Source organism: Helicobacter kayseriensis (assembly GCF_021300655.1).
In the GTDB taxonomy this organism is placed as follows: domain Bacteria; phylum Campylobacterota; class Campylobacteria; order Campylobacterales; family Helicobacteraceae; genus Helicobacter_G; species Helicobacter_G kayseriensis.
On sequence record NZ_JAJTNB010000001.1, the window covers coordinates 45,539 to 58,457 of the forward strand.

Below are 12,919 nucleotides of genomic sequence, written 5' to 3' on the forward strand. Positions count from 1 at the left end.
AAAATGGCGGTTTTATTAGAGCTTAGTATTTTTAGTATCCATGGAGAAATCAGTAAAAGAGAAGAGGTAGCAAAGGTTTTGAGGGCATGGGAACAAAGTGGAATCAAAGCCCATCTCAATGCTATGGGGAGCGTGGTGGAGGCAAAGGATATGCAGGAAGCTTTGAGAGCAATTGAGATCGCCAACTCTTGCATGGATTGCAGGCGATATTATGCAATCGCCAAGTTTGACTGCTATCCTGAAAGAGAAAAGATGCTTGGGGGAAGAGTAGAGAGGGTGTTGGAAGAGGTGTAAATTTGTAAGTATGAAATCATTTTATTATTTTCATTATTTTGCGACTCTCCTTATCACTAGCTATAATCACACAAAGAATGATAAGTTGTTGAGGTTTAAAAAATGTCAAAAAATTATCTAGAAACAAAAAATGTTAAATTGTTTGAACTTTTAAGTAATGGAAAATCCTATAGCGTTCCTCAATATCAAAGAGATTATTCATGGAATACAGATCAATGGGAAGATCTTCTTGAAGATATTTATAGGCTCACTGATGATAATTTGCATTACATGGGGACAATAGTGTTGCAATTTTCTAATGATGGCAAAGAAATGGTTGTTATTGATGGACAGCAAAGAATCACAACATTGAGCATACTTATTGTCTCTGTAATTTCAATTCTTAAAGATTTGATTTCTCAGAACATTGATAAGGAGAAAAATCTACAAAGAATTAGGGCTCTTGAAACATATGTGTGCAAACAAAGTGCTTCAACACTTGTCAAAAAACCAAGGCTTCAACTCAATGATCACAATAATTCTTTTTTTTATCAATATGTCATTAATCTTGAAAATTTGCCAAGTGAGGTAAGAACGAAAAGTTCATCCAGCAATCAGCTTATATACAAATCTCTAGTCTTTTTTAAAGAAAAATTAATGGAATATTTCATTCAAAATAAAATTGAAAAAAATGCTGAGAAGATTGTTGCGTATATTGAAATGATTTTAGAGAAGATCTGTTTTATACAAATTGCCGTTGAAGATGAATTAAATGCTTACACATTATTTGAAACACTTAATGCCAGAGGAGTAGAGCTCACAGCAACAGATTTACTTAAAAATTACCTTTTTTCATTAAGTGATAGCGAAAGCGTTAAAATTATGCAAACAGTTTGGAGAGATATCACCGAACGAATTAAAAATCAAGATATGCCTCGATTCTTGAGATATTACATCAATTCTCGTCAGGATTTTATTACAGAATCTCAGCTCTTCAAAACCATTAGTAGACAAATCAAAAATGGATCCGAGGCTTATAACTTTGTTCAAAATCTAAAAAGATTTTGCATTATCTATAGAGCCTTGAGAGATTCAGAAGATGATCTTTGGAAAGAATCTGGAGAATTTCTTAAAATCAAAAAAAGGCTTGAAGAATTAAAGCTTTTCAAAATGCAACAGCATATTCCCTTGTTGATGTCGGCGTACGATAAAATTTTTCCTAAAAAACCACGTGAATTTGTCCGAATATTAGAAATTTGTTCCGTCATTGTTTTTAGGTATGTCGTAATTGGAAAGCGTCAAACTAAGGATATGGAAAAAGCTTTTAATAAATGCTCAATAAAAATCACAAATGAAGAAATCTCAACAGCAAGAGAGGTTTTTGAAAATCTCAAAAAGCTTTATATTGATGATGAAACTTTCGAAAAAGAGTTTAGCTCGCGCAGTATTAATTTTAATTCAAATCCAAAACTAATTTATTATATTCTCGAAAAACTTGAGTGTCAATTTGCAAATACAAAAAACAAAATAACTGGCGAAAATATTAGTGTTGAACACATCCTTCCTAAAACAATGACGGAATATTGGGAGCAATATTTTTCTTTTGAAGAGCATGAGCATTTCGTATCAAGATTGGGGAATTTTGTCCTGCTTGATCGAAAAGTTAATAAAGATCTTGGACAAAAAGATTATCCCACAAAATGTGGAGCTTTTGCAAAATCTCCATTTGCAATAACCTCGCAAATCACCATCAATGATAAATATAAGGAATGGAATCCTCAAAATATTAGAAAAAACCAAGAAATTTACGCAAAACATGCAAAACAAATATGGAAACTTAGCTTTTAATTCCCACGCTTTTCCACATCACTTTGAGTAGTTCGATGTAGTGGGGTTGTTTGTTGGCTAGGACTTTGAATGTTGAAAGAATCGTGCAAAACTCTTCTTGTTCTAGTCCATAGAGTTTGGCGATGAGGATGTCATTGGTGGCTTTGAGGGTGAGGTAGGATTTCTCAGTTTTGGGGATAGAAAGGGGCTCTCCGCCTAAGCCATAGCTTCCTTGGTGTTTTCCAATCTGTACCCATTCTTTTGAGCCAAAGAGAGAATCTAGGGCTTTGAAATATCCACTTTTGTCATTGTAGCGTTGGAGTGCTAAAGAATTGCGAGTGATAGTGGTGTAGAGGGGGTTTGAGCGGATTTCCTCTGCTGTGGGTTGAGGGAGCGGAACACGCTCCAAATAAGTTTTGCTCACATTAATTTGCACTATACTTCGCACCACAAAATCCACAACAATGGAGTTGAATATTCCTAAGGCAAAAAGCACTTTCTCTATCTCTACTCCCTGAACTTCAATGCCATTTTCAGAAACCTTATAATATTTGGGAATATGTTGCCACATATTTTCTCCGCACCCTACATTACAAGGTATCAATGAAAAAATCGCTGTGCGTTCATCCGTATCTCTTGCAATTTTTCTATATCCCAAACGAATAAAATCTCTCTCATATACGATCAAATCTCTAGACTTAAGTGAATATTTAGAGCAAAAATCCACAAAGTCTTTTTCACTCATTCCTATATCTTGCTTGAGACGATAAAGCTCTTTGCTACTTAGTCGCTCATCAAAATCTTGGGGATTGAGAAAGTAGGTCGGAGGAGCGAACTCTGCGTCATTTTGGTGGATCATCTTGCCCTCATAGAGGGGGAAAAGTCCTTTTTGGCCAGATTCGATAAAGAGATCTTTGTCATTTGTCATATGTAGCTCATTTCTAAAATCTAACCATTGCAGAGAAAGGGGCTTAAAAGAAGAGTAGAGTTTGAGAAGAATATCAAGCATCATTTTATCCCGCACCTCAGGCAGTGCAAGATGAGAGGGAGAGAGGGTAGAGATCTCTTGGAGAGTGAGGGTGATGGGCTCTTGGGTATAGAGAGAATCTGCTTGTGTGAGATAGGACATCGTTTGGATCGCATGATTTGGGGGTGGAGGGCAAGAGAGGATTTGCATCAAGGCAAATTTATATCTCGAATCAACATCAGGGAAGATTCCCTCACGATTTTCAAAGCTATAAAAATATGTGAGTGTTTTTTCTTTGAGGATGTGCATCCTTAGGGCTAGGCTTCCCTCTTCATACATCAGTGCACTTGGAAGGACATAGTTGAGGGAAGAGTGGGGAGAGAGCAAAGAGAGATTACGCTCGACAAAGAATCTGAAAAGATTACCATCTCCACTGCCACGATTGAGGGGATAGTGGGCTTTGTAATAGGTGTTGAGTGATTCGATATGAGCTTTGCTCTCTTCGTAAAGTTGCGCGATATAGGGTTTATCTAGGAGATCAAGTTTGAGAGATTTTTTCTCACTTGCTTTTTTGGTGCGATAATCACTCACAAACTGAGGAAAAAAGTCATCATCACTTAGCTTTGTTTTATCCCACGGTGGATTTCCAATGATGCAGTCAAAGCCCTTTTTCTCGCCTGAAAAAACTTCTGGGAAAGCGATTTCATAATGAAAGAATCTGTATTTTTTGCTTAGAGATTCGATGATGGGTTTGAGGTTGTGAAACTCTTCATTGGGCGTGAGGATGGCTTGGATGAAATCTAGCTCTTTGCCTTGGAATCTCGCTCTATCTTCTAGGGTAAAAAAGCTTTGGGCAGTGAGGAAATCAAGGGCTAGAGAGAGGGTGGAGAGTTTGGGGGAGATTTCTTGAGAATAGAGGGCTTTGCTCTCTTTGATCTCCTCTTCTGTGGTATCTTTGAGAGAGTTGAGGATAGAGAAAACTTCTGTGAGGGAGTTGAAGTTCTCCATAAAATCATAGAAAAAGAGGTTTTGAGAAGTTTGACCCTCATAGAAAGATTGGAAATCTTTGATGCTTGAGCCTACCAGAGCATTTCCGCATTTGATGTGATGCTCGATAAAACTTAGGGGTGTGCCAAAGATAAAGCTATCAATCCAAAGAGAGAGTTTGGTGAGCTCGACACTGAAAGGATTGAGGTCGATTCCATAAATCATCCTTTTGAGCAAAAGGCGCTTGATGATGTCGCCCTCATCGACTTCATAATCTGTGATGTAAGCAGAAGTATTATCTTTGATGGATTGAGCCTCCTTTTCATAGAGGGCTTTGAAGCTTGGGAAGTCTTCAAAGTGGTTGATGATGTGTTCTGTGATGGTGTTGAGTGCTTGGATGAGAAAATGTCCGCTTCCACAGGCATTGTCCAAGATCTTGTAATCCAAAATGTTTTGATCTGTGATTTTTAGAGCGTGGGTGGCAAGATAGGAAGTGAGTGATGTGGGAGTGTAGAAGCTTGCGGTGCTTTTTCTGGAGTTGCTTGTGTTTTTGAGATAAATTTCCCCTTTGGGGTAGAAAGTGCATTTGGTGATTTTGTGCTTTTTGCTTAGAAGCGCGTAATCATAGGGATCAAAGTAGCCCTCTATACTTTTGCTTCTGCCCTCAGAATAGAGAAGATAATAGGTGTCTTCTTGTGCAACTTCAAAGAAATAAGAGAGCAATCCTTCATAAATTGTCCCTAAGTGAGTGATAGAGAGGGTTTTATAGTCCCTTCTGTATTCCTTGCCCTCTAGTGTGATGAAAAAGAGATTTGCAGGATTTCATAAAGATCTTGATTGCTGAAGAGCTTGGGAGTATTGAGAGCTTTGGAGCGGGTGGTATCAAATAATCCTCCATTGAAGATGGGCATATCATAGTTTGGCTCTCCCTTATCAAAGATGGAAAAAATCCAATTGAGTTTGACAAGGGCATCGTGTTTGTCGGGGTTGTTTTGTGCGATGGTGAGGAGATTTTGGATAGAGATATGGTCATTGTAGTAGGAGTGCTTTTGCAAAAGAGGAGAGAATTTATCTTCAAAATAAGCGATGAATAAAAGGCGGAAGATGAAATAAATAGAGTTTTGATACACCTCATCTAACGAAAGTGTGGGGTTTTTGGTATAGATGCAAGATCCGATTTTTTCAAAGATAGAATCTTTGCCATTGATTCCATAAATGAGAGATTTGAGATCATCTTCGATTTTGGTTTTGGCTGTGGTGTTTTGGGCAAAAAGAGTTTGAATAGGCTCTTGGATCTTTGCAGTGGCGATGAAGTTTTGAGCATTGAAAATGAAATAAAAATATCTAAAGGCTTGGATGTCGTTCTTTTGGATGATCGCTTCAAGATTGATTTCATAAAAGATTTTTTGACTAGAGAGTTTTGAGTTGTCATAAAATCTCCAAAGTCTTCCATTGGTAAGGAATCCAAAGTCAAGCTTGAGATTGCTTAGATAGCGGAGGATTTGGAAGTGAGGGTTGTCTTTGACTTTTTTGTTGTCAATGGCGACATTATAGGCTTTGGATTCTAAAATTACATTGATGAAAGAGTTACTGGAGGGGCGCGAGGATTTGGGAATCTTTTCATAGGATTTTTTGGTTTCCTTGGAGGAAAAGAGGAGGAAGTCGGGCTTTTCAAGCTTGCCTTGAATGATTTTCTCTTCTTGGCGGATTGTGTGCCAACCTAGGATTTCTAAAACCTTAGAGATAAAATCATCTTCAAATTGATGTTCGTTTTGAGAATCAAACTTTGCTTCATCATAAAGGGCTTGGATCTGTGAGAAAATGGGGGTGAGATCCTGCTTGAAATCATAGAGTTTGGGAAATTCTTCTTGCAATGTGTAGGAAGTGAAGAGATTATTGGTGAGAAAGTAAAAATCTTGCATTTAAAAGCCTTGTTTGATCGATGATAAAAACTTCAAGAATCTTACTATAAAACAGAGCTTGGATAATTCTGTGGAGACATAAACTCAAGTCTTAAAAATTGTTTTTATGATAAAAAATTATGGAAGTTAAACTCAAGATATTGAGCAGCACAGATCTAGTAAGAAAGTAGGAAGAATCTGCAAGGGATTTGAGAAAATAAAAATCAAGCAAAGATATAAAGTGCTATGTTTAACTATGAATTTTGAATCACAAAAATGCAATAAAAGAGTTTTATTTTGTGATAAAACTCTTTGTGAATTTAGGAAAAGATATGAAAAAAGTTTTGTTGTTGATTTGGGTTGCTTTATGTGGAATTGGAATGGATTTTGAAGAAGGATCTAGGATATATCAAAAAGGCAATTATAAGAAAGCCTTTGAGATTTTTAAACTCTCTTGTCAGAATGGAGATATGGTTTCATGCCTTAGTATTGGATTGATGTATGAAAATGCAGAAGGTGTTGAGCAAGATTCTTTGATGGCTGTGAAATTTTTCACTATCGCTTGTGATGGGGGAGAGGGGAGAGGGTGTGGTGCCCTTGGAGCAATGTATGAAAATGGAAGAGGTGTTAAAAAAAATCTTGACACTGCTTTGGGGCTATACAAAAAGGCGTGTCAGCTAGGGGTTAGGGCTGGTTGTGAGGATTATCGGGAGCTATCTAAGGTTCGATAGTTTTGTTGATATATTTCTTTGGGATTTAAATTGAAAGTCGCTTAAGTAGTTCCTCTCCCTTTTTCTTTAGCTTTTCACTATCTTCTGAAGAGAAAAACTGCACTTGTGTGCAAGGGTGGGTGTCATAGATTCCTTTGCTTTGTAAATATTCTACAATCGCTTCACCTGAATGGATAAGCAAGACTTCTTCTTTAAAGTATTTTTTAATCTCTTTAGCGATGAAGGGATAGTGCGTGCATCCTAGGATGATTGCTTTGGGGTGAGTGTGAAGATCTTTGAAATAGTGATGCAAGCATTGTTGCAAAAATTCGCCTTCTAAGATTCCTTCCTCAACAAAAGGCACAAGCAAAGGGGTGGCAATTGAAGCAATATTTTCATACCCCAATTTTTTTAGAGATAGGAGATAGGCTTTGGAGTGGATTGTCGCTTGAGTGGCGATGATAAGGATTGGATCTTGTTTGTTGTGGAGTGTGTTTTGAAGAGCTAAGACTCCTGATTCGATCACCCCAATGATTGGATAGGGAGCCTTTTTCCTCATTTCTTCTAGGGCATATGCACTCACCGTATTGCAAGCAACAATGAGTATATCGATACAATGAGGAGCAAAAAACTCAATTGCTTCAAGAGAGTATTTGATGATGGTGTCCTTATCTTTCCCTCCATAGGGGACTCTTGCTGTATCGCCATAATAAATAATCTCTGAAAAGACCTTGGAATCAAGGAGGGATTTTAAAACACTTATTCCCCCTATACCGCTATCAAATACTCCTGCACGCATCAGTCTTTTTCATTCATCAGATTCAAAAACTCATCATTGTCTTTTGTTTTTTGCATTTTTGCATAGATGAAGCTTAGGGCTTCCACATCATCCATTTGTTGCATGACATTTCTTAGCATCCAAACTTTTGTCAGCTTTTCTTTGCCCAAAAGAAGATCATCTTTTCTTGTCCCAGATTTGAGGATATCAAATGCTGGATAGATTCGGCGATCTGCGATTGAGCGTGCTAGAACGATTTCACTATTTCCTGTTCCTTTGAATTCTTCAAAGATGACTTCATCCATACGCGATCCTGTTTCAATCAGGGCTGTTGCGATGATTGTCAGACTTCCGCCTTGCTCGATATTTCTCGCTGCTCCAAAAAATCTTTTTGGCTTGTGTAATGCATTTGCATCAACTCCACCACTCAAGACCTTTCCACTTGAAGGGGTTGCGCCATTGTAAGCACGCGCAAGACGCGTAATAGAATCAAGCAAAATCACCACATCTTGCCCCATTTCCACCATTCTCTTGGCTCTTTCGATCACAAGTTCTGCGACGCGAATATGATTGCTTGAGGGGAGATCAAAGGTGGAGCTAAAAACTTGCCCTTTGATACTTCGCTCCATATCCGTCACCTCTTCTGGTCGCTCATCGACAAGTAAAACCATCAGCTCTACTTCGGGATGATTATAAGAGATCCCGTGAGCTAGCTCTTTCATCAGCTCAGTTTTTCCTGTTCGCGGAGGGGCAACGATCAGAGCTCTTTGACCTTTACCAATTGGGCTAAAAAGATCAAGCATTCTTCCTGTGACTTTTGTGGGATTGTATTCGAGTTTGAGTTGTTCTAGGGGAAAGAGAGGAGTGAGGTTATCAAAAAGCGGGCGATTTTTGATTTCTTCTAAAGAAAGATAGTTGATCGCTTCAATTTTGAGAAGTGCATAATATCGCTCTTGATCTTTGGGGGGGCGAACTTGTCCCGTGACGATATCTCCTGTTCGAAGTGCAAAACGACGAATTTGACTCTGGGATACATAAGTATCGTTTTGAGTATCGCTAAAATTTGCATCAATTCCTCTTAAAAAACCATATCCCTCTGAGCTGAGTTCTAAAATCCCTGTAAAAAGAATGTATCCACCTTGATTGACCTGTTTTTTGAGGATTTCAAAAATCAAATCTTGTCGGCGATATTCTTGAGGATTCTCAACACCCATACGCACAGCAATCTCAGTAAGATCTGCAACTGTTTTGGATCGTAATTCTTCGATTTTATAACCATCTACAGGGGTGTGAGTTCTTGTATTTTTATTTTCTTTTTGACTCATAAAATGCCTTTTAGTTTTTAAAGTAAATGCGTGAAGAAATGCTCCGCTAAATGTGGTTTTGTGATAAGAGTGCTATTTTAGTCATTTTCTTATCACAAGTCAATACTAGTCTGTATTAAGAAGAAGTGATGTCTGGATGGAGACGATAGATTTTATTTCTGATTTTTGTTACTAGCCCAGTTTCTATCAGTTGTTTAAAGGTTTTAACAACTGTTGGTTTGCTGACATTTAGGGTTTCCATAATACTTTCATAAGATCCATGAAAAATAAAATCTTCATCAATATTTTGCAAAAGATAACGAATGATCTCAATCTTTTTCCCACCTACAAAAGTTGAAATTGCATTGATGAGTAGTTTTTGATCTTGAATTGTTTGTGCTTGAAGAGAAGGAAGAATAACTTTTTCAAATGCTCCAAATAAATCTTCCAAAACAATGGGTTTGAGTATATATCGATCAACTTTTAAATGGATAGCATCAAGCAAATATTGAGTTTCAGTGTGCGCTGTCGTGATGATAATGGGAAGATTGGGGTGTTTTTGGCGTATGACTTTAATCATTTCAATCCCATTAAGTTTTGGCATCAGGATGTCTGTCAGAATGAGATCGATTTTTTGTTTCTCAAAAATTTCTAGTGCTTCTTGTCCATCTCTTGCAATAAAAAGCGTTTTAACATAATCTTCTAAAATAATTTTGCTAGCTTGCAGAGTGTCTTCATCATCTTCGACATACAATAAATTCATCTCCTTCAATCGTTCCAAAATCATTAATTCCTCCTAAAAGCACCTCAAAGATTGAGAGGTAAAGTAATCTCAAATGACGCACCCTTATACTTTTTGTGTGTTATTTTACTCACCCATTCTAGATTTTGGACAATAATTTTCCCACCAAGTTGTTTTTCAATAATTTGTTTAACCATATAGAGGCCGACACCTGTTCCTACGGATTTGTGTTTTGTCGTAAAGTAGGGCTCAAAGATCTTCTCAATTTCTTTGACTTTGATTCCTCCAGCATTATCTTGGACTTTGATTTGTATATTTTCATTTGTCAATTTTTCAATAGAGATTTCAATCATTCCTCCAGAAATTTCTTCTGCCAAAATTGCATCTTTTGCGTTATTGACAAGATTGAGGATCACCTGAGTAAAGGCGTTTTCATAGCCAAAAAGAAAGATTTGTTGCTCCCCAAATACCTCAACTTTAATATTGCTATTTTTGAGATTGGCCTGAAGAATACTAAGAGAATCTTCAATGCTTTTTTGGATACTAAAAGATTCGCGAGCACTATGAGGTTGGAAAAAATTCCTAAAATTTTCAATTGTATTGGACATATTTTTAGCGATTCGCAAAGCCATTTGTGTTTGAGAATCGATGAAATCTTGAGAAAGTTTTTGATGATCAGATTTGAGCTTGAAGCTTTGGATAATCAACATAAGGGAGTTGAGGGGCTGTCTCCATTGATGTGCAATATTTTGTATCATTTCTCCAATAGAGGCAAGTCTTGCTTGTTGATACATAATGTGATCCTTTTGACGCGATTCTTTAAGCTCTTGTTTAATTTTTTCTTGCAGGTCATTATTGAGTTGGCGTAGCTCTTTTGTTTTTTGGAAAACGATGCTTTCAAGGGAGTTGTGCAGGTCTTTGATTGAAGCAATGATGATTTGTGAAAAAAACAAAGTTGTCAAAACAATTCCGATGATCAAAAAACTAATCAGAATCATTGTGGTGTTAAAAAGAGAATTGGTGATCTTTTTTTTCAGATTCAAAACTTCAAGTCTAAGTTGTATGGTTTCATGTAAAAGAGAGTTGAGAGAAAGTCCTATATTTTGAATCTCTTGAGTGTTGAGTTTTGTAGGAGAAAAAAACTTTTGATTGATGATATTTGTAATTTGGTTTTCATAAAGTTCTAGTCTTTTAAGCTGTGTAGAATAGCTTAAAAAGATTTCGGCATAAATTTCTTTGAATCTAGTCCCATAATTATCTTCTTCGTGGATGAGAGTGAATGTTTTCCAAGCCCCTTTAAGTTTCTCAACTTCATCTAAAACAGATTCTTGCTTAAGAAGTTGAGCTAAAACAGAAGAATAAATATTTTGAATCACAATGAGTTGTTTAAGCTTGCGTTCTTGGTGCATAAAGCTAGAATCGTAGTCATACTTTAGACCAAAAAGTGCAAAAAATGTTGTGCTAATAATGAGAAATAATCCAATTGCAATATTGGCCAGCAAGATCTTAGTTTTTCGATGAAGGGAGGTTCCAAGAATTCTACTTTTAAGCGAAGAAATTTTGGAGAATACAAGATGATCAAAACGCATACACACTCCTATCTTAATAAAACCATATATTAAAGTAAAATTATTTCAAAAATCAAATTTGATTCTTTTAAGTATGTCTTGGAGTTTTTTATATGGGATTTACAGTCGGAGTATTGGCTTTAGGGATTGCTGTTGTGATTAATATTCTTTTTAAGAGGATTGATATTCCTGTGATTATTGGTTATATCGTCACTGGTGTGATCATTGTCTATGCCTTTGATTTAAGGGCACTTTCTGATGCGGGAGCTTTAAATGGTATCGCTGAATTTGGAATTGTTTTTTTGATGTTTATGATTGGTCTTGAATTTAATTTCCCCCGCATTAAATCAATGAAACAAGAAGTTTTGATTTTTGGGGGATTGCAAGTCATACTTACCATGACTGTTTTTTTCTTAATCTCACATTATGTTTTTGGTTCTGAAGTGATTACTTCCATCATTATCGCGTGTGCATTTTCCCTCTCTTCTACAGCAATTGTTTTGAAAAGTTTTGAAGAGAGTAGAGTGATTGGTACAGGATATGGAAGAAGCTCTTTAGGAATCCTTATCATGCAAGATATTGCAGTGATTCCTATTTTGCTTATGGTGGCAATTTTTAGCAATCAAGATGCGCATTTTGTCCCTCTTTTGATTAAGACGATGATTTCTGCAATTGTTGTTCTTTTTATTCTTTTTGTTCCAGGTAAATTTGTCGCGACAAGAATTTTAAAGTTTGCAGCAGATACGCATATGGATGAGATTTTTGTGGGCACAGTTTTGTTTATCGTTTTGGGTGCAGCGCTTTTAAGCGAATATTTTGAGTTTTCTCATTCTTTGGGGGCATTTATTGCAGGAATGGTGATTTCTAGTTCAAAATACAAATACCAAGTTGAAGCTGATCTCACCCATTTTCGCGATATTTTCTTGGGACTCTTTTTTGTTACAGTTGGAATGCAAGTCAATTTAGAGTTTTTGATGCAAAACTTTTTTTTGATTGGGGTATTTTTAATCCTTGTTATGTGTTTGAAGGTGGGGATTATTTTTACTATTTTGAAACTTTTTAGAAAAAGTGCAAAAGTGTCCCTAAAAACAGCCCTTGCATTGTGCCAAATTGGGGAATTTTCATTTGCAATTTTCTTAATGGCTCAGCAAAATCAGCTTTTGCAAATCAATCAAGACAGCCCATTTTTACAATTATTGATTTCTAGTGGGATTTTAGAATCTGGCTTTTCAACACAAGAGATGAATCAATCCTTAACGCTTATGGTGATTCTCTCTATGATTGCAACCCCCTTTATTCTTAAAAATTTAAGAAAAATTGCAGAGCTCTTTTTGCCTCAGATAAATACCAAACAAGAAAGTTGTGATATAGGCTACATACAAGATATGAAAGATCAGCTTGCGCAACATGTGGTGGTTTGTGGATATGGGACTTTTGGTCAAGAAACTGTTCGATACCTCAAAGAAGCTCAAATCCCTTATATTGCTATTGATTACAATTTATCAAGAGTAGAGGAGGGGAATAAAAAGGGAGATTATGTTGTGTTTGGAAATATTGCCCAAACAAGTATTTTAGATAAGCTAAATCTTTCTCAAGCTTTGGCTGTAATCATTGCCCTTGATCATACAAGCAGGATTCAACATATTTGCGAGAGTATCCTTGCTAAGTTTCCTCATTGCAAGATTGTTGCAAAGGTTGCAACAGAAGAGGAGGAGGAAGAGTTGAGAGACTTAAATCTTCCTTTGATTATTAATGAAAAACGAGAGATTGCAAGGATTTTGAGCAGTGCAGCACTAAAAACCCCCTCTTTGTCTTAAAAGATTAAGAAAGGCATTAGAGGATTTTGTATAAAATCCTAAGTT

General features: G+C 36.6%; 10 protein-coding genes. 4 read left to right on the forward strand and 6 right to left on the reverse strand.

All coding sequences use genetic code 11. The features are described 5' to 3' along the window. Positions 1-3: 3 nt before the first annotated feature. A complete protein-coding gene (locus LW137_RS00210; RefSeq protein ID WP_233032417.1) occupies positions 4-294 on the forward strand; it encodes a thiamine-binding protein in 291 nt (96 codons plus the stop codon). A gap of 102 nt (positions 295-396) precedes the next feature. Continuing rightward, the gene (locus tag LW137_RS00215) at positions 397-2,121 is read left to right on the forward strand and encodes a DUF262 domain-containing protein (protein WP_233032418.1); all 1,725 of its coding nucleotides are present in this window, start codon (positions 397-399) and stop codon (positions 2,119-2,121) included. Here LW137_RS00215 and LW137_RS00220 read toward each other — a convergent pair. Together LW137_RS00220 and LW137_RS00225 are read right to left on the reverse strand one after the other, a co-directional pair. Next, entirely contained in the window at positions 2,111-4,777 is a 2,667-nt protein-coding gene (locus LW137_RS00220; RefSeq protein WP_233032419.1) for an Eco57I restriction-modification methylase domain-containing protein, read from the reverse strand. The genes LW137_RS00215 and LW137_RS00220 overlap by 11 nt on opposite strands. A gap of 68 nt (positions 4,778-4,845) precedes the next feature. Beyond that, positions 4,846-5,976, reverse strand: a complete 1,131-nt coding sequence (locus LW137_RS00225) for a hypothetical protein (RefSeq protein WP_233032420.1) — start codon at positions 5,974-5,976, stop codon at positions 4,846-4,848. Positions 5,977-6,287: 311 nt separating this feature from the next. Here LW137_RS00225 and LW137_RS00230 point away from each other — a divergent pair, with 311 nt between their 5' ends. Next, on the forward strand, positions 6,288-6,686 hold the full coding sequence (locus LW137_RS00230; RefSeq protein ID WP_233032421.1) for a tetratricopeptide repeat protein: 399 nt from the start codon (positions 6,288-6,290) through the stop codon (positions 6,684-6,686). Between the two features lie 25 nt (positions 6,687-6,711). On the opposite strand, the gene murI is transcribed toward LW137_RS00230, so the two are convergent. From murI to LW137_RS00250, 4 genes are all read right to left on the reverse strand, one after another. Next, positions 6,712-7,464, reverse strand: coding sequence for a glutamate racemase (gene murI / locus LW137_RS00235; RefSeq protein WP_233032422.1), 753 nt, complete (start codon positions 7,462-7,464; stop codon positions 6,712-6,714). Next, positions 7,464-8,768: a transcription termination factor Rho gene (gene rho / locus LW137_RS00240; protein ID WP_233032423.1), complete on the reverse strand. Its 1,305-nt coding sequence runs from the start codon at positions 8,766-8,768 to the stop codon at positions 7,464-7,466. The genes murI and rho overlap by 1 nt, the downstream gene beginning before the upstream one ends. A 115-nt stretch (positions 8,769-8,883) precedes the next feature. After that, entirely contained in the window at positions 8,884-9,534 is a 651-nt protein-coding gene (locus tag LW137_RS00245; protein ID WP_233032424.1) for a response regulator, read from the reverse strand. Between the two features lie 20 nt (positions 9,535-9,554). After that, positions 9,555-11,078, reverse strand: a complete 1,524-nt coding sequence (locus tag LW137_RS00250; RefSeq protein WP_233032425.1) for a sensor histidine kinase — start codon at positions 11,076-11,078, stop codon at positions 9,555-9,557. Positions 11,079-11,170: 92 nt separating this feature from the next. On the opposite strand from LW137_RS00250, the gene LW137_RS00255 reads away from it, so the two are divergent. Continuing rightward, positions 11,171-12,874, forward strand: a complete 1,704-nt coding sequence (locus tag LW137_RS00255; protein WP_233032426.1) for a cation:proton antiporter — start codon at positions 11,171-11,173, stop codon at positions 12,872-12,874. The last annotated feature ends 45 nt before the right edge of the window (positions 12,875-12,919 follow it).